We start from the raw sequence: 24,579 nt of genomic DNA, 5'->3' as shown, positions 1-24,579 counted from the left end.
CGTTCAAACAGGATAGGCCAGATCGTTTGCGATCATGGCAGTGTCATAAATAGCCTGCCGTTCCTTGAGGAGAAGTTCAGCGCCATTGCGCGCGAAGCGGTCAAAAAACCGGCCTGCCTGATGCAACGTGGTCGCCCCTTCAACCAGCGTCTGCAGCAACATGTAGTTGCTCTGCGCCACGATCTCTTCATCGGTCACATCCAGGATGCGGACATTGGCGACGAAATGCAGCATCTGCCTGGGCGCGAACATCTGCGTTCTTGAAATAGCTACTGCACGGTCGCGGAGCATATTCCGGCCTTCCGCGTAGATCAAACCAGCCGGAAAGCCATGAGCAGCGTTTTCAAACTCGGTCACGCGATAAACGCAGTTTTCCGTGAAAAATTCAGGCCACTGCTCAATGTCGCCACCATCGAGCACAGCGCAATATTCAGCATGAAAACCCTCCACGGCCGCGCGCGCTGCAAGCGCCTTGTCGTGTGCAACCGGTTTCTTCTCAAATCCTGGCAGCATTTAGAACCCCATCACTTCACGATAATGCTTGTACATTGCACGAATGGCAGCCTCAGAGATCAGGCTATCCGCAGTTCCGATGTTTTCGCTGTCGAGCTTGAGGACGCTGCGATCGGTTACCGAACGGCGAACGCCTTCCTGTACAAACTTCATTGCTTCGTTATCCTCCAGACCCAGGAAACCCGCTGGTCCCATCAGGTTGCCCTGGCGGAGCCGGTGGCGCGTGGTCTCTTCTGTATCGTCTTCGTAGCCGAACATTGTCCAGAGCATGATCATGCTATTCGGGCCGTTCGGGACAATATGCCGTACGCCCAAGGTATTCATTTCGCGCTGAACGATCAAGTTCGGCCAGATCGTCTGCATGGTCACCGACCACTCCGAATCGAATTCCTTGACGTACTCAAGGAAGCGTTCGTCTTGTAGGACCATGCCCTCGTGGAACGAGCGCATCTCTTTCTTCTTGTCGGCATCCACTGCGGCATAGAGTGAATCACTTTTCGCCGATGCCATCGTCCCGTGGATGCCACGCTTGCTGTCGGCTACCATTGCCGACCGGTTTCCTGCGACCAGCAAGCCGAACACCACAAGGAACGAGTGCAGCAGGGTTGCGTGGTAGGGGTCCTTCAAATTCTCGTGGTACATCTTCCAGTTGCAGGGCAACTCGTTCTTGTAGAACCCGAGAATGCGCAGCTTCTTACCGTTAAAGACAGCATCGAAATCTTTGAGGATTTCGGGCGTCAAGTAATCTTCAATCGGTTCCATGTCGTGCGTGAACGAAGCGAAGACCACGCCATTGCGCGTGGCGACAGCGAGCTTCCTGAGACCGTGGTCTTCGTTACGGAAGTCTCTCGGCATCCCGCCGAGCTTGTTCACGCCGCGCTTGAACGGAATACCTTGCAGGTTCCCTTTAAGGTCGTAGGACCACTGGTGATACGGGCAGACAAATTCGGTATTGTTGCCCCGTGTGTGGCGACAGAATTCGGCGCCACGGTGGGCGCAGCGATTCTCGAACACATGGATGGAACCGTCTTCGGCGCGGGACACAACCACCGGCGTCGGGCCCACGTACGAACGTTTATAGTCCCCGCTGTTGGGAACCTCGGCCTCGAGCGCGACGAAATTCCAGGTAGGGCCTTGAAAAATCCGTTCTACCTCGCGGGCGTATACATCATCACTTGTATAGACCCAGTCAGGGATGGCATGAAGACCCTCATCCGGCCAGACCAACTGTTCGATAGGCTTATTTTTGACGCTCGGCGTACCGAGGCCGATGACTGTCTCTGACGAATACAAAATGCTCTCCTGGATGCGTTATAAGTGAGCTTGCCGTTCAAGTTGCCGCAACTTGACGCCCGGGTCCGCGAGAGCCTCGGGATCGACCTCGGTCGCCTGCTCAACAAGCCGGCGAATCGCCCGCAACTCGCCACCGTTATTGACCGCGAGCGCGTACACAATCGCGTTATCCCGCAAGCCCATGAGCAAGGTCTTGTCGATGGAAGTGCGACGCTCGATCCATTGATTCACTGAACCGTCGAGCAGTCCCAGCATCTGCACGTTCCAGTCGTACTGGTCGGTCCAGAACCAGGGACTTGGCCGGTACTCGACCGACTCTCCCAGCATGTTGCGTGCTGCCACAATCGCCTGATCCTGAGCGTTCTGCCATGACTCCAGACGCAGACGGCGGCCGGACGCTCCAAACGGAAAATTCGCACAATCGCCTGCTGCATAAACGCCGGCAACCGACGTCTGGCAAAACGCATCAACGTGTATGCCGTTGCCTATCTCAAGACCGGAAGCTCTCGCGAGCGCTTCGTTAGGTTCCTGTCCAATGGCAACCACGACGAAATCAAAGCGCTCTGCTGTATTCCCCGCAAATGTGAGGGTCACTCCAGACGTCTCTTCCGTTGAGGAAAGCAGCTTTGCGCCAAGCATGAACCTGACTCCGTTTTGTTCGTGTTTGGCGCGTAGACGCTCAGAGAATTCGCGCGGCAGCGCGCGTCCCAGCAACTGCTCAGCGGCTTCCACCACCGTGACGTCGATTCCGCGCGCCCTGGCACTTGCCGCGAACTCCAGCCCGAGGAAACCTCCCCCAATCACTGCTACCGAGCGCGCATCGGCCAGACGCTCTCGTACTTTCATCGCGTCCGGCAGCGTTCGCAGCGTTAGCACGTGACGGCTGTCCGGGGTACCAGGAAGCCGACGCGCCCGCCCACCGGTCGTGATCAGACATTTGTCGAACCCGATGCTTCGCCCGCTTCGGAACGTTGCGGTGCGATGCGTCACGTCGAGTAGTTCGACGCTATCCGCGATCCAGTCGATATTGCTCGTCTCGTAGAAGTCGCTCGTATGGAGCCACGCGTTGAAGCAGTCGTTATCGTCAATCGCCGTCAGCGCGGCCTTCGATAACGCCGGGCGCTCGTACGGCCGGTGCTGTTCATCACCGGCGAGCACGATCGAGCCGTTAAAGCCCTGTGCCCGCAACGTTTCGGCGGCGCGGCCACCGGCCTGTCCCGCGCCGATAATCAAGATCGTTTCCACTTTTAAATTCCTGGCTTGAGTCAAAAAACCGATCGCTCAAAGCTCGACCATCACGGCGCCCTTTTCGATCTGAACCTTGTAAGTCCTGATCGGCACGGTCACCGGCGCGCAAAGCGCGGCACCCGTCTTCACATCGAATTTCCCCTGGTGAAGCGGGCACTCAATACATCCGTCATCCAGAAAACCGTCGCTGAGCAACGCGAACTGGTGGGTGCAAACGTTATGCGTGGCATAGACCTCACCGTCCACCAGGTATAGGGCGATCTGTTCGTTCTCGATCGTCGCGGCGTAGGGTTCGTCCGCGTTCAGATCGTCGAGGTTTGCTGCGAATTTGAGTGTCATCGCTTTGCCTGGGAAATTACTCAGTATGCTGATGAATTAATCATAGCTCTAATCCGGTCTGAGTCAATATTTGTCAAATCTATCGTTTACCCTTTGTGGATGCATTGACGAAAAAGGGGTCGAATTTGCAGGCCGATGCGGTGGGTCTCTCCGGGTGGCGCGACGGAGGGGGTTTTTCGATGTGTGTTTGCGAGGGAGGCTGGTGTAAGCAGACGAATCTACTGACCCTGGAATTCGGGCTTTTAGGCGGCGACCATTAGCGCGAAATTTGTTGCCGGCATGACGGACGCAGCAGATGAACGCGACGCCTTGCGCATCGCTCCGCTCGTCCGTGCACACCTTGATCTTGACGCACGCAGTCACACGCCGTCCGCGCGAGCGCGCGTCTGGATGCGGAAGTCAATCGGCTAAAGCCAACTGTTCGGGACGAAACAGAATGCGTTTGATAATGTATTGAACCGGCACACCGCTTGGCGGTCGACACTCCACTTTCTGCCCCACCCGTGCGCCAAGAAGCGCGAAACCTGTGGGCGAAAGAACCGAGATGCGTCCCCGTTCATAGTCCGCTTCATCCGGATACACGAGCGTCCATTGATGGGCTTCGCCGCTGGCAACCGCCGTGCATTCGATCCGAGTGTTCACCATGACGACATCGGTTGGCACCTCGGCAGCGTCAAGCAGCATGGCTGTGCCCTCAAGCTCCTCCACGAGCGTACGTTGCTCGGATGAAGCACCCGAGACGCGTGCGCAACGCTTGAGCCGTTCCATATCGAGCTCAGACAGGATAGGCATGCCGTTGGGCATGCTCTTGGTCCTGGATCTCACCAATGGTGCCGGTTGAATTTTATTGAATGACATAGGTACCTCGTGTGTAAATTAAGAATCAAATGGGTTATTGCAACCGCCATCAGATCATTGTTTCTACCGTTAGTTATCCTGTGCGATTAAACACGCCAGGCCGCTGACCTGTGGGGACCATGCGTGCAGCAGGATCAATGTCAGTGGTCCCGAAAAACCATTGGAGAAAAGCTTTCCTGGCGGATTAAACCGCAGATGAAAATGATTGACCCCATCGCCGAACTGACGGCCACGCGTGCGTTTCCAACGCCGGTTCCTAAAAGGAATCAACGCCGATGCGGTGATGTGAGATGTGCGGGAGGAGAAGGCCCGGTTCGCGCGTTAACTGACGATCAGTCGTTAAGCAGGAGCCGGGCACAAAGAAGTGCAGACATGTCCGCCGGACGTGCACGGCCCCAATTGAGCTGCGTGCCCCTCGATTTTTCGCTCGCACGCAGGCACCTTCCGGTCACAACCGGAAAATGGAACACTGCGAGTGAATGAAGCGAAACGAGAAACACGGCGGTCACCTAGGTCAAGAGCGCTGGAGAAGGACAAAAGAAGCACATGACTTCATTAAAGCTTGTTTGTCAGGATATTGCAAGCTTCTGAACTCCGAATGTACCGTCCCTCGCCGATCGGAGCCGGATTTCAGAACAATCTTGTTTTTGGGAAACTGCCTCGCGGAAGGGGGACCCCGATGCTGCCGCGGTACGCTTTTGCTGTCGCTGGATCACCCGGTATGACAAACGGAGAGACTGCTCACAACTCGTCCTTCATCGATAAAGCCGACCGCCTTCACCCCAGGCATAGCTGAGCGCCATACTGCGACAACGCCCTGACCTGCATCAACTGCGCACAAACCGCGACAGCAATGGAAGCAGGCGCTTTGTCCACAATCCCCTCCACGCCGATCGGACAGGTCATCTCCGTCAATCGCCCGGGGTCAACGCCTCGATCAACCAATCGCCGCTCGAATCTTACGCGCTTCGTCTTTGACCCGATCATGCCAAAGTAAGCAAAATCGTTGCGTCTCATGATCCTGATCGCCAGCGAAAAATCCAGCGAATGGTCATGCGTCATCACCAAAAAGCACGCGCCAGGAGGCGCTGAATCGACAATCACATCCGGTGTATCGGTTGCTTCGATCTGTACGTTGCGGGGCACTTCATTGGGGAATAGTTCGTCGCGTGCATCGACCCACTGAACCTCACAAGGCAGCATGCCCAGCAACTTGACCAGCGCATGGCCGACGTGCCCCGCGCCAAAAAGCACTATGTGCGTCGGCGGTACAGCTGGCGATATCGGCACCCCGTTACGACGGCCGATAACCACAGGTTCCTGGAGCATTTCCATAGCAAGCCTCGAATCAATGCGCTGCTGTAGAGGCTGCAGCCGCAGCCACTGCAGCGCGGACCGCACCCACCGCCTTCAAGATTTCCTCGCTGGTCGCGGGTGCATTGAGCGGCGGATTCACAGTGTTATTGCCAACACTCGCCACTGCATCGCGGATCGCGAAGAACACAGAAAACGGCAGTAGCAAGGGCGGTTCGCCGACTGCCTTCGACCGGTGAATGCTATCCTCCGCATTGCGGTTCTTGAACAACCGGACGTCGAACACGGGCGGGCAATCATTGACGGTCGGGATCTTGTAGGTGGATGGCGCGTGGGTCATCAGCTTGCCGCCCGCATTCCACCACAGCTCTTCGGTCGTCAGCCAGCCCATTCCCTGGATAAAACCGCCTTCGACCTGTCCCACATCCAAAGCCGGATTGAGCGACGCGCCCACGTCGTGCAATGCATCAGCACGCAGCACGCGCATTTCGCCGGTCAGTGTGTCGATCACGACTTCGGAAACCGCTGCGCCATAGGAATAGTAGGAGAACGGCCGACCCTGCATCTTCGCCTGATCCCAGTAAAGCTTAGGAGTCTTGTAGAAACCGTCGGACCATAACTGCACCCGCGCGCGGTACGCCTGCATGATCACTTCGTCGAAAGGGATCGCCTTGTCACCGACCACAATCCGGTCGTCGACGAAACGCACGTCGCGCGCGTCGACTTCGCCCGCGCCATAGTGCTCGGCGGCCAGCGAGGCAAGCCGTTCGCGCAATTGACGAGCGGCGTCCTGCGCAGCCTTGCCGTTCAGATCGCTGCCGGTCGACGCCGCGGTCGCCGACGTGTTCGCGACTTTGCTCGTGTCGGTTGCTGTCACACGCACACGGTTGAAACGAATACCGAGTTCGTGCGCGACGACCTGCGCGACCTTCGTATTGAGCCCCTGCCCCATCTCCGTACCGCCGTGATTCACGAGGACCGAGCCGTCGGTATAAATGTGCACCAGTGCGCCGGCCTGGTTAAAGTGAGTCACGTTGAACGCAATGCCGAACTTCACCGGCGTCAGCGCGAGTCCCTTTTTAAGCACATCGTTGTTCGCATTGAATTCGCGCACAGCCTCGCGACGAGCGCGGTAATTGCTGGTGGCTTCGAGTTCGTCGAGCAGTTCGTGGATCACGTTATCTTCAACAGCTTGCCCGTACGGCGTGAGGTTGTGCTCGGTCTTGCCGTACAAATTCCGGCGGCGTACATCGAGCGAATCGAGCCCTACAGAACGCGCGATGTTATCCACAATGTATTCGATCGCAAACGCGCCCTGCGGTCCGCCGAAGCCGCGAAACGCCGTGTTCGACTGCGTATTGGTCTTGCCGCAGAACCCGTCGATAGAGACGTGCGGCAGCCAGTACGCATTGTCGAAATGGCACAGCGCGCGGGTCATCACCGGGCCTGAAAGATCAGCCGAAAAGCCGCAACGCGACGTCATGTCGACGGACACGCCGTCGATCAGGCCGGTGTCGTCGTAGCCGACTTCGTACGTGTAATGAAAATCGTGCCGCTTGCCGGTGATCATCATGTCGTCATCGCGATCCGGACGCAACTTCACGGGGCACAGCAGCTTCCATGCAGCGAGCGCCGCGCAGCACGCGAACAGGCCCGATTGCGACTCCTTGCCACCGAAACCGCCACCCATCCGCCTGCATTCGACCAGCACGTTGTGCGACGCGAGGTTGAGCATATGGGCAACCATGTGCTGCATTTCCGACGGATGCTGCGTCGAGCACCACACGTGCATGCCATCGTCGTCTTTCGGCACGGCGTATGAAATCTGACCTTCAAGGTAAAACTGTTCCTGGCCGCCGAGCAGCATTTCACCGGTTTCTCGATGGGCGGCCCACGCTATCTTCGCACCTGCGTCGCCACGCGCGAGCTTCATTGGCGGCAGCACGTGGGCGTTGGCGGCGCGCGCCTGTTGCGGCGTCAGGATTGCCGGCAACTCTTCATACACGACCTCGGCGCGGCGCGCCGCGCGGCGGGCAATGTCGTGCGACATTGCGACGACAATGAACATCGGCTGACCGACGAACTGCACGACACCATCGGCGAGGATCGGGTCGTCACCGTGAATGATCGGGCCGACGTCATTCACGCCGGGGATGTCGGCGGCAGTGAAGACAGCGACAACGCCAGGCGTTGCCCGCACTGCGTCGAATGACATCGATACAATTTTTGCGTGCGCCTTCGCCGACATTCCAAGGGCCGCATGCAGCGTGCCGGCGACCACCGGAATGTCGTCGGTGTAGCTCGCGCGGCCGCTGACGTGCAAATGCGCAGATTCGTGCGGACGCGAAACGTGGACCTGCGTGAAGTCAGCTTCAAGGAGATCCTTGGCTTCTTTCATGTCCCTCAGGAACGGTTCGGCTTGCTGATTCATTCTGATGTTCTCCGTGTCCTTTGAGGTTCAGGAAGCAGTCACTGCGCGTACGTCGAGCGCCGCTTTCGGCAACGGATTATCTGGGCGTGTCTCAAGCCAGAACCGATGCAATGTGTTCTTCGCGGCTTCAAGCCGATAGTCGCTCGAGGCACGCATATCGGACAACGGCGCGTAGTCTTTCGCGAGCGCGAGCATGGCTGACTGCGCGGTGGCTTCGTGCCAGTCGGCATCGCGCAGCACGGCTTCTACGTGAGTCGCGCGCTTGGGCGTGGCGGCCATTCCGCCGAATGCGATGCGTGGATCGCGAATCACGTTGCCATCAGCGATAAAAGAAAGCGCCGCGCACACCGCCGAGATGTCCGAGTCGAAACGCTTCGATAACTTATAGGTGCGGAACTGCAGATTCGCGCGCACACCGGTACGCGTGGGCACTTTCAAGCCGAGGACAAATTCGTGCTCGGCCATGTCCTTCTTCTGATACGCAAGGTATAGGTCTTCGAGCGGCATGACGCGCTCGACATCGTTGCCGCGAACGATCACGTGTGCGCCGAGCGCGATCAGGCCGGGCATGGAGTCACCAATCGGCGAACCGTTCGCGATATTGCCGCCGAGCGTGCCGGCATTGCGAATAGGCAGCGACGCAAAGCGCTTCCACATTTCCTTCAGTTCGGGATAGTGTTTCGCGAGTTCTTCATAGGCCCGTTCGACCGTGACGCCCGCGCCAATTTCTATCCAGTCACTCGACGTTTCGATCTTCTGCAGCGCGTTGATTCGCCCGACGTAGACAATGTCGCCGAGATCACGCATCAGTTTCGTGACCCACAGGCCGATGTCGGTGCTGCCGGACAGAATGCGCGTCGATGGTTTTGCTGCCTTGATACGAGCGAGTTCGTCGACGGTGCGCGGCGCGTCGAAGCGCTGGCCGGCGTGTTCATAGCAGAAGGTGTCTTCACGTTCGAGCGTGGCGAGCGTGCGGGACAGCGCGGCGATATCGACCGGCATTTTTGGCGCCGGCATGTCGAACATCCTTTCCGCCGCGTCGACGATCGGCCGGTAGCCGGTGCAGCGGCACAGGTTACCAGTCAATGCATCGGAGATGTCGGCGCGTGACGGGACGGTCTTGTTCGCGCATGTGTGTTCGTGGCCGTGTTTTTCGTACAACGACCACATCGACATCACGAAACCCGGCGTGCAGAAGCCGCACTGCGAGCCGTGGCATTCGACCATCGCTTCCTGTACCGGATGCAGCGAACCGTCAGGCTGACGCAGGTCTTCGACAGTGAATAGCGCTTTGCCGTCGAGCGTTGGCAGGAACTGAATGCACGCGTTTACCGCCTTGAACTTGACGCCGCCCGCTTCGTCGCGTTCGCCGAGAACGACCGTGCACGCGCCACAATCGCCTTCGGCGCACCCCTCTTTCGTGCCCGTGCAGAGCGCGTCTTCGCGCAGGTACTGGAGGACAGTGCGGGTCACGGCTGCGTCGCTGACTTCGCGGATCGCGTTGCGGTGGTAGAAGCGGATGGGCTGGCTCATGTCTCGGTGCTCGCGTTGGTTTGCGCTGCTGCTTTTTGGGCTGTCGTCGCGTCTTTGTAGCGTTGCTGTGGCGTCGTTCCGCGGCTTTTTCGGCTGGCCTGACCGCCGCCGCAGTGACGGTTCGCAAAGTATCACTGTCAATATTTAGAGCCCATAGCGGGTGAGATATGCACGTCATATCGCTGCGGCGATAAGTCACGTGCTGTGGGGACTGGGGTATGCCGACGCGTCTTATTCGATGCCGGAAAGGCCCCTCCAGACTGGGTTCCGATACGTCCATCCCGTGGGGAACCCCTCCAGCACTTGCCACGGCGACCGTGGACTCGTCGAAGGAAATCCGATCGTTTGTATCGCAATGTATCTGCAGGGCGCAGGGACACACAACGTTTCACCAAGGGTGTTTGCCGGACACAAGCCAGATACGTCCAGGAGGTCTAATACATTCACGCCAGCCCTGCATCACGGCGCATTCGAATCCAGTTCAAATCTAGTCCGACTCGATTCAGCTTCAACCACTTAACGCGCAAACCGGTGTTTGCGGAAACCCACTCTCAAGAGGTAGACATCATGAAACTCGTTCAATCGCTGATCATTGCTGCTGTTGTTGCCATCCCGGCCGTATCGTTCGCTCAATCGAACGAATCTCTTACCCGGGCCGAGGTGCGTGCCCAACTGGTCCAACTGGAAAAGGCCGGCTATAACCCGGCGAGCGACCAGACGCAATATCCGCAGAACATTCAAGCAGCGCAAGCGCGAGTCGACGCAGCGAACGGCGTGTCCGCAAGGTCGTATGGCTCGTCGACCAGCAGCACGGCTGCGGCAGGTTCACGCGCGACAGAGTCAGACGTGATCGGCCTGGGCTCGATCTACGCGCGTCCCTAAGCTAAAAGGTTGCGTCTTTAACGGCGCAACGTGAATGCGCTTTCGCAGTAAAGAACTTAGCAGGGCCTTAACCATCGGAGTTCGTACTCCCATGGTTAGGGCCCTGTTTGTTTGTGGGTTGCCTTTGTTATATCAGGGTGCACACGCTCGAGCAGCCGAGGGACATTCTCGACCGCTCCAAAGCAATGGGATGGACGCCCTCACCTCGTCACGCGTCACCTCGCAGATTTGTATCTCAGCGTATCCGAGAGTTGCATCGATACAAAACATTGGATTTTCCCGGTTTTCCCGACACAAACCCGATACCTGCAGACGTTCTAATGCATCAACGCCGGATTCACCGGTACCGATCAAACCCTCTCAGGAGAATGACATGAAACATTCAATGATTATTTTGGCTTTTGTTGCAAGCGCAGTCTCAGGTTTGGCTCACGCAGCCGGCACGGTCAGCTTGGCCGGCGGCGCGGCCAGCAACGTCCAGACACGGCAATGGTCGCCGGCCAGCAACAGCATTGCTCCCAAGACCCGCGCGGAAGTTCGTCAGGACCTCGTTCAAGCGCAACGCGACGGACAGGTCGCTTACCTCAACCGCACGCTGTATCGCGGAGGCATGTAATTAAGCATTCGTCATCGAGCTGATTCAGTTAGTACAACCTATCTCAAACCCTATTACTGCATTTCGATTAGCCACAAAATCAGGCACGAAAATCGTCTTGCGTCACGGCTTACTGGAGCTTTCATCATGAACAAACATTTCATCGGCGCGGCACTCATCGCAATCAGCGCGGCGATCGCCGCCCCCGCGTTTGCCAGCAGCGGCTACGGCCCGGCACCTCACTACAACCCCATCGCAGGCGCCCCCACGTCGCAACGTGGACAAAGTGCACAGACGATCCACGCGGAACTCGTGAGCGCTGAATCCAACGTCAACACTGCCACGCAGTCGTTTGGCGGCGTAAGCGAAACCCGTTCGCAATCGGGCGTTCGCACGCTGGCGGACAATACCCGCTCGGCCTATTTGCATCACTGAACCACACTTCTGACCGCAACGAAGCTCAACGAAACCAAACAAGGAGTCGACCATGGCACAGCTTGAAAAAGTACTTTATACCGGCAAGACCCACACTACGGGTGGCCGTGACGGCGCGTCCCACAGCGATGACGGCCGTCTGGATATCGCCCTTTCCGCTCCTGGCAGCAAAGGCGCCGGCACGAATCCCGAGCAACTGCTCGCTGCAGGCTGGTCCGCGTGCTTTATCGGCGCAATGGGGCTGGCGGCAGCCAAGTTGAAGATTGCTCTACCCGCCGACACGGCAGTCGACGCTGAAGTTGACCTGGGTACGACTGCGGGTGCTTATTTCCTTCAGGCGCGGCTGAATGTCAGCCTTCCCGGCCTGGACCGTGAAGTCGCCCAGACTCTCGCGGACGCTGCGCACCAAACCTGCCCCTATTCCAAGGCTTTACGCGGCAACATCGACATCGTCATCACGGTCGTCTGAGCCAGACGCGGTCGCTTTGCGGCATCGCTTCCGCTGTTAAGGCGGTTCGATGCCGCATTGCATGTCATGGCACCACGTCAGCGAAGCCGCTTGCTGGCCGTAAAAATCGGTGAAAATCCAGGGGCACGGCGCTCCCGGAGCCCGCCAGACCGCTGAACACATGGCTTTTGCTATATTCGCGGTTTCCTCTGGCAACCTTTACATCATGCGAGTCGGCCGTCCGGTTCAAGCCCTGCCCCATCCGAATTGCGACTATTGCGGCGCAAAGGCAACGCTTGTGCGGCCCGGAGAGGCCGCTTACCCGTATCAGGACGGACACGGACCGCTATGGCTATGCGCGCCGTGTGAGGCCTGGATCGGCGTATTCGCACGCAGTACCCGCAACCTCCCGCTCGGCCGGCTGGCGAACGCCGAATTACGGGAATGGAAAGCCAAACTCCACGCTGCGCTGGAACCCATGGCTGAAACAAAGGCCAGGCGCGACGGCGTAAGCATCTTCGAAGCAAGATCAAAGGGTTACAAGTGGCTGGCCGGGGAGCTCAAGATAGAGCCGAAAGCTTGCAACATCAATTTGCTGGACCTGGAACATTGCAAGGCGGCAGTCGGTGTGATCGAACAATTCGAACAAAATCGCCGAGCCGCTACCCCTTCAGAATAACCGCGACCTGTACGTTAACCTGTGGACAACTCTCTCGACGACTCCATGGCCCGTACCCTACCGTTTAACCGCAGCGCGCAAGCAACGCGTGTCCGCCTGTCCAAAATGCTGCTTCTTCCGATGCCAAGGATGGAGGCGGACACACTTTCATTGCATGCTCATTGCGCACTGCAGGCGCTGCGCGACGGCACTGGATGGATGGCCGGAACCCAATCCCTCGCTGAAATCCTGATCCTGACGGCGTACGTCGCCGAGGCGGGATACGGACAAATCTCTCGCGAAGCGTGGCTGCAGAGCGAGATAGCGCTTAACGCCGCGTTCGCGCAAGGCCAGGTCACGGGCGTCTGGAAACTGGACGATACGAGCTGTGAGCAACTTGCCAGCGTCGTGTGCGTGCACGATGCGCAACTCCACAACGCTCCGTTGGGTGTACTCGCCGCCGCGAGTGAGCGCCTCGAGCGCCTGAAGGCTGGCGAAGCGGACCCCATGCCAAAATTAAAGAGGGCGTGAACGGGACAACCTTGTCTCCAGGAGCGGGTTTCCACTGTGTCAAATCTTCACAACACTGCGTGCGTCCTTCGTGAAATAAAGTGACATAGGTCATACCAAAATGATTAAATTGACCAAGCTGATTCCGATGTGACCGGACTTGCACCGCGCGCAGGGAGTCATCTCGTTGTGTATTGGCATCTGTGAAGATCGGCCGGAGATGCACCGGTCAAATCTAGCGAGAGCACTATGTCGCCTTGGTTAGCCGTCGCCTTAGGCGCTGGAGTTTTCAGCGCGGTCGTGAACGTGACTTGCAACGCGGTTGCTCGCAAGCGCAACTCAGCCCGCAACGCCACCGAGCGTATTCACGCCGGTCGTCATACCGCATTGACTGCGGCTATCACCCTCGAAGAATTTACCCACCGCTGTCAGGTGACCATTGATCGCGCAGAACGCAGAGAGCTTTCTGAGCAGCGGCACGTACAGTTGGGCGACATAGAAATACCGCCCTTCGCGTTTCCTGATGACATTCAATGGCGTGATCTCGACGCCGGAAAGGCATCGTACCTTCGGGCCTTCAGTGCCGATCAAACGCATAACGCCGAGCGGATCCAGTCGAACGATCGATGCTCGAATGTTGACGAGTTCGCCGCAACCATCAAGGGGCATTGCGCTGAATTCGGACGACGGGCTTGGCTGATGGCAGTTGATTTACGCGAAGAAAACGAATTGGGCGCGGTCAAGGATCACGACTATCTGATCGAGTTCGACGCAGCACTCAGCCGATACACCGCCTGGGAACGGCGCCAAAGAGCCCGTACCGAAAGAGTCTCCACTCCTTCACACGTGACGCAAAGTCCACAGCGTTCTGGAAGCAGAGCAACGGGACTCGCTGTGGGCGGCCCGGCGTAGGTCTACGGTCGCCGTTGGTGATCAAACCGGGTTCGCGTCTGGTGTCATTTTGTACGGACCCAACCGCCGGTGAGGATAGGCTTCACGTATATCTCGCCCGTAATCTGGCGCCGTTCACTTCGCTCGCATCATTGTCGAAACAAGAAATCATATCGTTTCGCACTTTGCTTCGTATCCCGAATTAAACCAACAATGAATAACGTGAGGTGCAGCGGTATCTGCCGGGCTAGTCCGGGCTGATCGAAAGCCGGTGAGCGGACCTGCGTCAGAAACATAGTCGGCGCAGTATGGATTCAAGCAAAAATGCGACAATCACGCATCATTGCTCTGAATCCACGAGTCCGATTACGGAACTGAAAGTATCTGGGGTGTCGTTAGTTCGCCGATCTTCCTCCGGGCATGATTCCACCTGACCTCGCCGACGCCCCTCCCGTAAAATAGAAAGCTGATGTCCGACATACATACTCCCATGAAGCTTTCACGTCGCGCAGTGCTCGGCCGTGGCCTTGCCATTCCGCTGAGCCTGAGTCTGTCGCCATTTATGGCGCTTCGTCCTGAAATAGCCAACGCAGCCACATCCTCGCTTGCCATTGTGATGAATTCCGGCGAAGCGAGTGTCTCGGTCATCGACATGACGTCGCGCAAAGTCATTCGTACCTTGCCCACGCTGCGCGAACCGAGTCACTGGGCACTTTCGCAGGACCGCAACACACTTTATATAGCCGATGCGAGCGGCAATGCGTTGTTCATCGTCGATCCGCATACCGGTACCGCGCTCGGTCACAAGGTCATTGCCGACCCTTACCAACTTGGCTTCACGCCGGATCATCGTTACCTCGTGGTCAACGCGCTTCGGCTCGACTATGTGGACGTCTATCGCGCTGATGACCTGAGCCTGGTCAAACGTTTCTCGCCCGGCTCCATGCCAAGCCATCTGGATTTCTCGCCGGACTCGCGCTGGAGCTTCAATTCCATGCAGGGCTCGGGAACGCTTGTCTCATTCGACATGACCAGCATGGCGATTCGCTGGAAGTCGAAGGTAGGTTCAACCCCGGCTGGCGTGCTATGGCACAACGGCAAGGTGCTTGTCTGCGTCATGGGCAGCGATCATGTGGCGGAGGTCGACCCGGTCACCGGTGACGTGCTGCGACGAGTCAAGACGGGAGTCGGTCCGCACAACATTTTCCTCTCGCCGGACGGCAGCACGCTCTACGTGTCCAATCGCATCGGCGGCTCGCTTGTCGCCCTGGACCCCACTACGTTTGCCATTCAACGCACGTATCCGTTTCACGCTGCCGGACCGGACGACATTGGGATCGCGCCGGACGGCAAGCTATGGGTCACGTTGCGCTTTCGTGAACAGGTCGCGGTGCTGGACCCGAAAAGCGGCGCTTATGACACCATTGATGTAGGGCGCTCGCCGCATGGCATTTTCCTTAGTTCCGAGTTGAGCCGTAAAGGCCCGATCACCGCCGAAACCTTGTAAGGAACGCCATGCTGATGATCCTCGACAGGTTGTTCAACGCGCTGGCCGGTGAGATCGATCAGTACCTCGTTCTGCCGTTGCTGTATCACTTCGGCTGGATGCAGTGGGAAGAGCTGTCTTTCGACTGGGTGCTCGTGTGCGTGTATGGAATGTTCGCGGTCGTCGTCACCTACGCCGTATGCTGGCCGCTGGAGGCCCTGTTTCCGATCGAGCACTGGGAAGATCGAAAAACAGTGGTGACAGACGCGTTCTATACGGTGCTCAATCGCGTCGGCGTTTTGCCCGTCGTCAGCTTCCTGCTGTTCTATCAGGTACAAGTGTGGGTGAACGGTTTTGTGGTCGCTCACGGCTATATCCCGCCAACGCTTGAGACCGTCGTGCCCCCGCTGCTCGGGCACCCGATCATCACGTTTTTTGCGTACGCGCTGATTCTCGATTGCGCCGACTACTGGCGTCACCGCCTGTCGCACTCATGGCGCGGCTGGTACGCGTTGCATGCGTTGCACCACGCACAGCGACAAATGAGCTTTTGGTCCGATGACCGGAATCACTTATTGGACGATCTGATCGCGGCAATCTGGTTTGGCGTGGTCGGTCTCGCGATCGGCATTCCGCCGCTGCAATTTCCGCTGCTGTTCCTGTTCATGCGCTTCGTCGAAAGCCTGAGTCACGCGAATATCCGCATGTCCTTTGGTTGGCTTGGCGACAGGCTGCTTGTCTCGCCGCGCTTCCACCGTCTGCATCACGGACTGCGTGCGGCTGGCCGGCACTCCTGCAATTACGGCGCCGTTTTTCCGATCTGGGACATCGTATTTCGCACGGCCGACTTCTCGGCGGAGTACCCCCCTACCGGAGATCGACGCGCGCCTGAATCGATGGCAAGCGGCGGTTACTTCGCCCAGCAACTAGGTGGCTTGCGGTTTTTCCTCGATGAGATCCGGCAGTCATCGAAAAAAGTACATCGCCGTTCCTGACGACAGCAAGTCTCCCACGCACCTGCTAACATGCGGATCACTGAGGCTAAGATGCGGGCGCGTCAAACCTCTGCGTGAAGTCTCCGCTTCAAGTCTCTGCTTCAAATCTCTCTTACCTACGCCGACCTTTCATGTCTCTGCTCAACCTGCTCGTCCCATGGGAACCTTCTTTCGGGCTCGTGGCAGTGTTCGTCATAACAGTCTTACTGTATGTGCGAGGGTCACGCCACGTTCATATCAGCATGGCGCGGCGAATTGCGTTTTGGGTGGGTCTTGCACTCTTCTACATAGCGCTTCACACGCGGCTCGACTATTACGCCGAGCATGAGTTCTTTGTGCATCGGCTCCAGCATCTGGTGCTGCACCATCTCGCGCCGCTGATCCTGATGGCGTCTTATCCAGGCAGCGTGCTGCGTGCTGGCCTGCCATTGCGCTGGCGCAGCGCGCTGCGTCGTTGGCAATACCGCAGGCCAGCGCGGGTGCTCGCTGCGGTCGTACTGAATCCGACCTTCATTTCGGCCACGTTTGTCATCTCCGTTGTCTTCTGGCTGATTCCATCTGTACAGTTCGTCGCCATGCTGGACTGGCGCATCTACACGTTCATGAACTGGTCGGTCGCGGTGAGCGGGTTACTGTATTGGTGGATGCTGCTTGATCATCGGCCACATCCGCCGAGCCGTACCCGACCGGGCTTGCGAGTGCTGTCGCCGGTCATCACCATGACCCCGCAGATTCTTGTCGGCGCGATCATCACCTTCTCGACGCATGACCTCTATCCGATCTTTTCGCTTTGCGGCCGTGCGTTCACATCGGTTCCGGCGACGCTCGACCAGAGTCTGGGCGGACTCATCATGTGGGTACCAGCCGGCGTGCTTGAGGCGATCGGCGCCATGATGGCCTTGCGCCATTTGATGCGTCTGTCCGAACTCCCTGCTCGCGTGCCACCCAAACAGAGGCCTGCGAAACGGCGAGCGAAACCTGTCCTCGGGAATTGAGAGGTTCGGAGTTCGGACCTTTCTCGCCTTTCACCGAGTCTTGTCCCGAACGATTTTCACGCTGGTATGCGACGCGGCTCGGAAGCGCACGACATTTGATGCGCGGTGCGGCGTCGCGCTTGTGATGCGGTGATCAATCGCGGTCGCCGGATAGTCTGGATTCTCAGGCAACGACCGCCCCATTCGCTGGATGGTTAGCGCCTGATTACTATGGCCTTACAGCGAACACAGATCTCTCAACGAATGCTTCTCAACCATCTTGGCCTGCACACTGCACAGCTTTCCAACCGGCAGCATTTGCGCGCCAATATGGCATCCAGCGACATGCGTCGCATCGCGCTAAAATATAAAGTTATCGCGATGCAGCATGCACAGGCATGCGCTCAACAGCACTTGGCTAGACACCGGGATCACGGGAGACATTCGTTCAATGAACGACGCAGACTTACCAGGCATGCTTCCCGAGATGCTGCCGCGGCTATGGGCATTCGCGCTTCGTATTTCCGGTGATCAGCACGACGCCGAAGATCTCGTCCAGCGAGCCTGCGTGCGGGCGCTCGAACGGGCGCACCAATTGCAGCCCGACACGTCCCCGCTAAGCTGGATGTTTTCAATCGTCCATTCCACCTGGATCAACGAGTTGCGAGCGCGCAGCGTACGCAAGCGCTCCAGCATGGAATGGGACGACGACTTCCTGGAAAACGTCGCCGACCCCGTCGACAAAGGCCCGGAAGCACAACTCATGCACAGCCAGGTCATCAGCGCCGTTGAACGACTACCGGAAGCGCAGCGTGTAGTCATGCTGCTGGTCGCGGTCGAGGGCTTGAGCTATCAGGAAGCGGCCGATGCTCTGGAAGTGCCCATTGGCACGGTCATGAGCCGCCTGTCGCGCGCGCGTCAAGCGGTTGGCGCGTTGTTAGGCACACCCGATTCGAAAGCCAGGGCTTCGGTCACGCGCAAGGACTCCATCGCATGAAAACCGATGACATCATGCTGATGGCATATGTAGATGGCGAACTTGCTCCGGGAGAGAGCCAGCAAGTCGAGGAGCACATTCGCGCTTGCGCTGAAGCCTTGAGCCGCGCAGGCCCGGAGCGGCCGGCGGAATGCTTAGTCCGTGGAACCACGTCCGGTTGCGCGAAACGCAGATACACTTATGACAACAAGCCTGATTCATCGATTTTCACCGGTCGACGCGCGAGAAAAAGCGAGAATTTAATCATTAGCGAAAGTAACGGGTCAGTCTTATGAAATCGGACGATATCCTGCTATTGGCCTACGTGGACGGCGAACTGCCGCCGGCCCAACGTGAGGAAGTCGAGCGCGAATTGCGCACGTCTCCCGATGTGGCGGAGCGCGTCGCACTTTTGCAGGCATCGCGGTTGCCGTACCGCGAAGTGTTCGCCGCGCAAAAGCTGCCGCCGGTGCCGCCGAGCCTTAGCGCGAAAATCGAAGAGATGGCACGTGCTGCGAAGGCAAAAACCGCCGAGTCCGTCGCCAGTCCCAACGTAAGCGTCAACGACCCCGTCGTTCCCCGGGCTCCGGGCAGTCCGGCTTCCTCGCCCATCCGCTCGCGGCTGCGCGTTGCGCCGGCGTGGCTAGGCGTCGCCTTCCTGGCTGGCGCGTTTGCTTGCGGACTAGTGCTTCGGCTAGGTCCTGGCATGGGTCCGGCATCGAATACGGGCGCTTCGCTTGCGTCGGTCGGCACGGGCGTCTCACCCTGGGTGATGGCGGCGGCCAGTTATCAACAACTGTATTCCCGCGAGACGCTGGCGAACGTCGATCCCGACGCCAACCTGTCGATCAAGACCGTCAAGGAAATTCGCCAGGACGATGGCCTCGCGCTGCGCATTCCTGACCTGAGCGCGGCCGGACTCACGTTCAAGCGCGTGCAGCGGCTGCGGTTTAACAACAAACCGCTCGTGCAAATTGTCTACCTGCCGGAGAAAGGCGCACCCGTTGCGCTGTGCGTGATGAAGGAGAGGAAGCCAGATGCAGCGGTGGCTGACCAGCGTGTCGCCTCCATGACCGTTGTCACGTGGCGACAGGCCGAGTTGGGCTATGCGCTGATCGGTCAGCCGGAAGGTGTCGACTTGGCGGCGCTTGGCAAGCAGATATCAGCAGGCGCAGCCGCACCGCTCTTCAGCCGTGAAACCTCGTCGCCGGTAGCTGCCGCCTTGGCCGCGGTAAAGATGGCACCAAGCGTGGCCCCGGGCGCGAGGTCGTTTATTGTGGCAAGCGTGGAATAAATTGATTGCCTGGTTGTTCTGTCAATTGGGTCAGTCTTTTAGGCGCATCCAACGCTTAACCGCATGCATGAAGTCATCAAAGTGTAAAAGCGTTCGCTGCAACTCACAGTGGTACGCAGCGAACCCAACATCAACGCGTGCTGCCTCCGCGACTACCAGGCTCCCGCGCGCACGCGTTCAACCTCCGTGCTTTTCACATCATCGCGACGCTTAAAGAGCGTGAAGTCGAAATCGATCAGCACGAACTGACCCTCCACGCCATACGGTTTGCCTTCCCCCGCTTCCGCATTTTTAAGCTCGGGTACAAGCCCATCTCGCGTGGCAAACGCGAAGTCGTCCCACAGGTACGGATCGCCATCAATATTGATCTGCGTCGTCAGCTTGCGATAACCCGGCGCCGAGATAAAAAAGTGAATATGTGCCGGACGATGACCATGACGCCCCAACTGATCGAGTAATTGCTGGGTCTTCCCTGCGGGCGGCACGCTGTAACCCACCGGCACGACGCTCGTGAAGCTGTAGTTGCCTGTGCTATCGGTACGAATGGTGCGGCGCAGATTGAACGCCGGTTGTGATGCATCGAAGTATGAGTAGTTACCCAGATGATTGGCATGCCATACCTCAACTAGCGCATTCTTCAGCGGCGCGCCATCTTCGCCAATCACGCGACCGCGCATCACGAGCGTTTCGCCCGGATCCGTGCCGTCATCCAGACGCGCGTGCCCGACAGACTCCGGCGCGCCGGCTACATACAACGGCCCTTCGATCGTGCGCGGCGTGCCGCCTTCTATACCGGCTTTTGCCTCTGCCTCATCCATTCGCAAGTCGAGGAAATGCTCGAAGCCCAAGCCCGCGGCAAGCAGTCCTAGCTCACCGCTCTTGCCCGCTTCGCCCAGGTAATTGAGCGCGGTCCAGAACTCATCAGGCTGTACATCGAGATCCTCGATCGTATAAAACAGGTCTCGCATCACGCGATTCACAATCGCCTTCGTGCGTGGATTTCCCTCGCTGGTGGCGCTGTCGTTAATGGTCTTGAGCAGCGCGTCGATCGCTTGGTGGTTCATGTCTGTCTCCGTGTATTGTGTGGGATCGGTTCGGGTTAGTGCAGAGTAGTGCAGATTAATTCGAATCAATTCGCTTCAGCGTCGCAGCCGTTCGATACGTTCCCAGTCGAGCGTGATGCCCAAGCCCGGGCCTTGCGGCAGGTGCAATGAAAAGTCCTCGTAACGCAGGGGTTCCGTTAGGATTTCTTCGGTCAGCAAGAGCGGACCGAACAGCTCCGTCCCCCACTTCAACGAGCTGAACGTGCTGAACAGTTGCGCCGAAGCAATCGTGCCGATCGCGCCCTCGAGCATCGTGCCGCCATACAATTCGATATGGGCCGCAAGCGCGATTGATGCAACACTTGCCGCGCCCCGTAGTCCGCCCGACTGGGCAATTTTGACGGCGAAGACATCGGCGGATTGGTTACTCGCCAGCGCGAATGCATCGGCGGGGCCGTGCAGTGCTTCGTCAGCCATGATCGGCACGCGGGCCAGGTTGGTGAGACGCTTGAGGCCGGCGTGGTTCGTGGCAGCTATGGGCTGCTCGACAAGACTGACGCCCGCGTCGGCGAAGCGTGGCAACGCCCAGATAGCGTCTGACTCGCTCCATGCCTGGTTCACATCCACGCGAACGTCGCCACGCTCACCGAGCGCTTTCTTGATCGCCACGACATGTGCTATATCGTCGGCTACCACTCCCGAACCGATCTTCAGCTTGAACACGCGATGCCGACGCAGGTCCAGCATCTGCTCGGCTTCGTCGATGTCACGCTGCGTGTTGCCGCTCGCAAGCGTCCATGCCACTTCGACCGAGTCCGTCACGCGGCCGCCGAACAACTCCGATAACGGCACGCCAATGCGTTGGGCCTGGGCGTCGAAGAGCGCCGTTTCCACCGCGCATTTCGCAAAACGATTGCCCTGAAATAACTTGCGCAGCTTCGCCATGGCCGCACCCGGCCGCGTTGCATCCAACCCTTTGATCAAAGGTGCGAAGTAGGTATCAATATTGACCTTGATGCTCTCGGGACTCTCCTCGCCATACGCCAGACCGCCGATGGTCGTACCCTCGCCCACACCGCTTATACCGTCCGAACAACGAATCCGGACCAGCACCAGGGTCTGGCAGTTCATGGTCGCGACCGACAGGCGGTGCGGCCGGATGGTTGGAACATCGACCAGCAGTGTTTCAACGCTTTCTATTCGTACTGCGGCTTTTACCGTTGTCACCATCGTGCATTTCCTCCAGAAGCACACATGGTAGAAACAAACAACCCGGCAAGTCCAACACCGCTTCCGACTACTTTCATACCCTGAAGGTATGAAGCCGGCATTCCTCCAATAGATACATATATAAATCAATTACTTACATGATCATCCAATTAGCCGGCATTGTCTATTAGTCGCTGTACCCCCACTTTACCCCCACTCCGCACGTGGGCAAGTTTGAGATTTTGCGACAACGTCCGATATCGCCGGCAACTTGGATCGCCCTAAAAATCTCTCTCCGCAGCACACTTTGGCGAGTGCCCTAGTGGGAGGGCTAAATTGACGCACCAGTCGTACGTACAGGGCGAAATCGCATCCGATTTGCCTGCGATTACCAACCTCGTTATTGGCCGTTTTTCGGCTTGTTCAGAATCTTGTTCGCGCAATATGCGGACCCTCCCAGGTAACCGAATTGGCAGGAGAGCGTGCAAGGGTTGGGGAGGTAGATTTCGTTAGGTATCCATGGCTTACGGCATGATTACGCTGTCTGTTCTGCCCCCTGGCCGGTCCTCGCCGGCCGATGCTGCCCGCACGCATGCGCCGCGATGCGGGGCGGCAATCTTGAGCGTCGAGATGCGACGGGGGAGAATTCCCCATTCAACACCGCAACCCTGACCTGGGCCATGCAGTGCGCTCCTTCATCTGTCCACCGCATCTGGCGTTTTTTGGCCATACGGTAACTGACAACCTGGTGCACTGCAGACTCGGCGATGCTGCTGCTAATCGGCAGGCCCTTGCGATGCCGGGCGCCGTAGTTGACCAGCGTGCGCGCGTTCTTCTTCAGGTAGCTAGAGGCATTGTTTAGATTCCACCACAACGTATTGAATTCGTATCCGTCCCTCGCCAGGAGTCGACTGTCCGGTGCCTTGATTCGCTCCAACGCTTTGCTGCCCTTGCCATGCCAGACCAGCCATTTGGCGTGGATGATTTCGCTTTCCACTGACTCCCGTTCCATTGAGTCGATCATCTTGCTGCCGAACACGGAACGCTCTGCTGCCCTAAACTTCATCGCGATGTGAAACCAGTCGAGGATCCGGCCGCGGGCCAGCTGACTGCCCTCGACCGTCTTCCCAAATTCACCGGCGTCGTCGCTGATCACGGTCACGCGTTCATCGCTCGCCACACCGTTTCGGCTGAGGAACTGATCGAGTCGCGCTGCAGCCGAGGTCACTTCCTTGTGCACACATGCATACAGTTTTGGGGGCCGTCAGTGAACGTCGCCCGCCCCGCGACGATGTTCACGTGACGGCCTGGGTCGCGCCCAGGGTCGCAATTGCGTAGCCACGCCGAGTCGACGCTCACTGCGGCGACATGACTGCATTCGCGAACCGGTTCGCCTGCAACAGACTGGGGGAGCCGCGCGATGTCAACTGGTGCGATAGCAGTTTGAGTTGCGAGATATTGCAGGGAATACAATGTCTCGCGACGGAAACGTCCATCGCGTTGTCCCACAATCAGGTACTTCCACGCGCGGTCAAAGCGCTACGGCCTCGCCCCAAAGAGTGCACAATAACTGTCCGTGACTTTCAAACCGGAGCGCCCGTTATTGCGCGCCGGGAATACCCCGACTCGCGCACCCTGTTAACCTCCTCGTTGTTTCGTGGCGAATGCTATTCACTACGGTGCTCAAGTGAAGTATGTAACGCTTAAATCATTCACTCTACGGTCGGGACATGTTAAAAAATCTGTTTAGCCTTCTTTTCTTTCCGATGCTTGTCGGTTTGTGCGGGGTAGCTGCCGCTCAGTCGGAAGACATGAGCTCACCGGACGGGTTGATCAAGACGGTCACGCAGCAAGTACTGAACCAAATCAAAAATGACAAAGAGATTCAGGCGGGCGACATGGCCCGCATTACTGAACTCGTCAATGAGAAGATCCTCCCGTACTCCGATTTCACTCGCACGACGCGTCTAGCAATGGGTCGGAATTGGAATTCAGCGACACCTCAGCAACAGCAGCAGATAGTCGAGCAGTTCAAATTGCTGCTGATACGTACTTACTCAGGCGCGCTGGCACAAGCGCGCGATAAGCAGATTGAGTATCAACCGTTCCACTCCTCGCCGGCCGATACAGATGTGGTTGTGCGGTCTGCGATCGTAAATAATGGATCCCCACTGGAACTCGATTATCGCCTATACAAGACTCCGCAAGGATGGCGCGTGTATGACATTAGTGTACTCGGCGCATGGCTTATTCAGGTCTACCAGCAGCAGTTCGCCGATCAAATCGCACAGCACGGAGTCGATGGTTTGTTGAATTTCTTAACGCAGCGAAATCAGCAGCTCTCCACTGGGCAATAGGCGGGAGCCGCGTAAGTGGCGGTGGAGTCATGATTGATGAGAGAAATTGACGAGCGACATTGAATCGTCCCTACGACTGCTCGCGGCGCATGTCCACGCGCCGGTGGTTTTGCGCACCGCCGGGCGCAATCCACACGTAGTCCTCCATATTTGCGAACAAAGCCCCGCAACTCTCCCAAGTTTGACCGCCCCCGAAACACCGACACTTTCGCCATGCGAGTGCAAGCATGGTGCCGCTCTGGCCTGCATCGGTGAAACCGTTTCACTCAAGATCGCGGTCGCTTCGCGGCCCAACCC

26 protein-coding genes are annotated in these 24,579 nt (G+C 58.0%); 15 read left to right on the top strand and 11 right to left on the bottom strand.

The features are described 5' to 3' along the window. Window positions 1–3 precede the first annotated feature (3 nt). From JWR14_RS21235 to xdhA, 8 genes are all read right to left on the bottom strand, one after another. Window positions 4–513, bottom strand: coding sequence for an aromatic-ring-hydroxylating dioxygenase subunit beta (locus JWR14_RS21235; RefSeq protein WP_299710997.1), 510 nt, complete (start codon window positions 511–513; stop codon window positions 4–6). Further along, a complete protein-coding gene (locus tag JWR14_RS21230; RefSeq protein ID WP_299710994.1) occupies window positions 514–1,806 on the bottom strand; it encodes an aromatic ring-hydroxylating dioxygenase subunit alpha in 1,293 nt (430 codons plus the stop codon). An 18-nt stretch (window positions 1,807–1,824) separates the two neighbouring features. After that, entirely contained in the window at window positions 1,825–3,051 is a 1,227-nt protein-coding gene (locus JWR14_RS21225; RefSeq protein ID WP_299710991.1) for an FAD-dependent oxidoreductase, read from the bottom strand. A gap of 36 nt (window positions 3,052–3,087) precedes the next feature. After that, window positions 3,088–3,393, bottom strand: coding sequence for a non-heme iron oxygenase ferredoxin subunit (locus JWR14_RS21220; protein WP_299710988.1), 306 nt, complete (start codon window positions 3,391–3,393; stop codon window positions 3,088–3,090). A gap of 399 nt (window positions 3,394–3,792) precedes the next feature. Next, complete coding sequence (locus JWR14_RS21215; protein ID WP_299710985.1) at window positions 3,793–4,197, bottom strand: GreA/GreB family elongation factor; 405 nt, start codon at window positions 4,195–4,197, stop codon at window positions 3,793–3,795. A gap of 831 nt (window positions 4,198–5,028) precedes the next feature. Next, window positions 5,029–5,586, bottom strand: a complete 558-nt coding sequence (gene xdhC / locus JWR14_RS21210) for a xanthine dehydrogenase accessory protein XdhC (RefSeq protein WP_299710982.1) — start codon at window positions 5,584–5,586, stop codon at window positions 5,029–5,031. 13 nt (window positions 5,587–5,599) lie between these two features. Beyond that, window positions 5,600–7,996, bottom strand: coding sequence for a xanthine dehydrogenase molybdopterin binding subunit (gene xdhB, locus JWR14_RS21205; RefSeq protein WP_299710979.1), 2,397 nt, complete (start codon window positions 7,994–7,996; stop codon window positions 5,600–5,602). Between the two features lie 27 nt (window positions 7,997–8,023). Continuing rightward, on the bottom strand, window positions 8,024–9,529 hold the full coding sequence (xdhA, locus tag JWR14_RS21200) for a xanthine dehydrogenase small subunit (RefSeq protein WP_299710976.1): 1,506 nt from the start codon (window positions 9,527–9,529) through the stop codon (window positions 8,024–8,026). A 567-nt stretch (window positions 9,530–10,096) separates the two neighbouring features. Here xdhA and JWR14_RS21195 point away from each other — a divergent pair. The 13 genes from JWR14_RS21195 (at window position 10,097) to JWR14_RS21135 (ending at window position 19,673) form a co-directional block, all read left to right on the top strand. Then, window positions 10,097–10,411 carry a DUF4148 domain-containing protein gene (locus JWR14_RS21195; protein WP_299710973.1) on the top strand — a complete coding sequence of 105 codons (315 nt, stop codon included), beginning with the start codon at window positions 10,097–10,099 and terminating at the stop codon, window positions 10,409–10,411. A gap of 373 nt (window positions 10,412–10,784) precedes the next feature. Then, a complete protein-coding gene (locus JWR14_RS21190; protein ID WP_299710970.1) occupies window positions 10,785–11,027 on the top strand; it encodes a DUF4148 domain-containing protein in 243 nt (80 codons plus the stop codon). A 126-nt stretch (window positions 11,028–11,153) separates the two neighbouring features. Then, the gene (locus JWR14_RS21185; RefSeq protein WP_299710967.1) at window positions 11,154–11,441 is read left to right on the top strand and encodes a hypothetical protein; all 288 of its coding nucleotides are present in this window, start codon (window positions 11,154–11,156) and stop codon (window positions 11,439–11,441) included. Between the two features lie 52 nt (window positions 11,442–11,493). Next, window positions 11,494–11,910: an organic hydroperoxide resistance protein gene (locus JWR14_RS21180; protein WP_299710964.1), complete on the top strand. Its 417-nt coding sequence runs from the start codon at window positions 11,494–11,496 to the stop codon at window positions 11,908–11,910. Between the two features lie 205 nt (window positions 11,911–12,115). Beyond that, window positions 12,116–12,568 (top strand): zinc-finger-containing protein, encoded by a 453-nt coding sequence (locus JWR14_RS21175; RefSeq protein ID WP_299710961.1) that lies wholly within the window; start codon window positions 12,116–12,118, stop codon window positions 12,566–12,568. A 45-nt stretch (window positions 12,569–12,613) separates the two neighbouring features. Further along, window positions 12,614–13,078: a hypothetical protein gene (locus JWR14_RS21170; RefSeq protein WP_299710958.1), complete on the top strand. Its 465-nt coding sequence runs from the start codon at window positions 12,614–12,616 to the stop codon at window positions 13,076–13,078. Between the two features lie 228 nt (window positions 13,079–13,306). Further along, window positions 13,307–13,969, top strand: a complete 663-nt coding sequence (locus JWR14_RS21165; RefSeq protein ID WP_299710955.1) for a hypothetical protein — start codon at window positions 13,307–13,309, stop codon at window positions 13,967–13,969. Window positions 13,970–14,438: 469 nt separating this feature from the next. Further along, entirely contained in the window at window positions 14,439–15,455 is a 1,017-nt protein-coding gene (locus JWR14_RS21160) for a YncE family protein (protein WP_299710952.1), read from the top strand. An 8-nt stretch (window positions 15,456–15,463) separates the two neighbouring features. After that, window positions 15,464–16,429, top strand: coding sequence for a sterol desaturase family protein (locus JWR14_RS21155; RefSeq protein WP_299710947.1), 966 nt, complete (start codon window positions 15,464–15,466; stop codon window positions 16,427–16,429). A gap of 131 nt (window positions 16,430–16,560) precedes the next feature. Further along, window positions 16,561–17,424, top strand: coding sequence for a cytochrome c oxidase assembly protein (locus JWR14_RS21150; protein WP_299710944.1), 864 nt, complete (start codon window positions 16,561–16,563; stop codon window positions 17,422–17,424). A gap of 430 nt (window positions 17,425–17,854) precedes the next feature. Continuing rightward, complete coding sequence (locus tag JWR14_RS21145; protein WP_299710942.1) at window positions 17,855–18,400, top strand: RNA polymerase sigma factor; 546 nt, start codon at window positions 17,855–17,857, stop codon at window positions 18,398–18,400. Beyond that, window positions 18,397–18,675, top strand: a complete 279-nt coding sequence (locus JWR14_RS21140; protein ID WP_299710939.1) for a zf-HC2 domain-containing protein — start codon at window positions 18,397–18,399, stop codon at window positions 18,673–18,675. The genes JWR14_RS21145 and JWR14_RS21140 overlap by 4 nt, the downstream gene beginning before the upstream one ends. Then, on the top strand, window positions 18,672–19,673 hold the full coding sequence (locus tag JWR14_RS21135; RefSeq protein WP_299710936.1) for an anti-sigma factor: 1,002 nt from the start codon (window positions 18,672–18,674) through the stop codon (window positions 19,671–19,673). The genes JWR14_RS21140 and JWR14_RS21135 overlap by 4 nt, the downstream gene beginning before the upstream one ends. Before the next feature lie 152 nt (window positions 19,674–19,825). Here the strand turns inward: JWR14_RS21135 and catA are convergent, their stop codons facing one another. The 3 genes from catA to JWR14_RS21120 form a co-directional block, all read right to left on the bottom strand. Continuing rightward, complete coding sequence (gene catA, locus JWR14_RS21130) at window positions 19,826–20,737, bottom strand: catechol 1,2-dioxygenase (protein ID WP_299710933.1); 912 nt, start codon at window positions 20,735–20,737, stop codon at window positions 19,826–19,828. A 75-nt stretch (window positions 20,738–20,812) separates the two neighbouring features. Then, complete coding sequence (locus JWR14_RS21125; protein ID WP_299710930.1) at window positions 20,813–21,946, bottom strand: muconate/chloromuconate family cycloisomerase; 1,134 nt, start codon at window positions 21,944–21,946, stop codon at window positions 20,813–20,815. Between the two features lie 514 nt (window positions 21,947–22,460). Then, window positions 22,461–23,153: a hypothetical protein gene (locus tag JWR14_RS21120; protein ID WP_299710927.1), complete on the bottom strand. Its 693-nt coding sequence runs from the start codon at window positions 23,151–23,153 to the stop codon at window positions 22,461–22,463. Window positions 23,154–23,691: 538 nt separating this feature from the next. On the opposite strand from JWR14_RS21120, the gene JWR14_RS21115 reads away from it, so the two are divergent. Together JWR14_RS21115 and JWR14_RS21110 are read left to right on the top strand one after the other, a co-directional pair. Further along, the gene (locus JWR14_RS21115; protein WP_299711023.1) at window positions 23,692–24,282 is read left to right on the top strand and encodes a phospholipid-binding protein MlaC; all 591 of its coding nucleotides are present in this window, start codon (window positions 23,692–23,694) and stop codon (window positions 24,280–24,282) included. Window positions 24,283–24,328: 46 nt separating this feature from the next. Next, a partial coding sequence (locus tag JWR14_RS21110; RefSeq protein ID WP_299710924.1) for a hypothetical protein occupies window positions 24,329–24,579 on the top strand: 251 nt, incomplete at its 3' end.

Origin of the sequence: Caballeronia sp. (genome assembly GCF_028292365.1) — a bacterium.
Lineage (GTDB): Bacteria > Pseudomonadota > Gammaproteobacteria > Burkholderiales > Burkholderiaceae > Caballeronia.
Note: the sequence above shows the minus strand (reverse complement) of the source record. Positions and strands in the feature narration are given on the sequence as shown.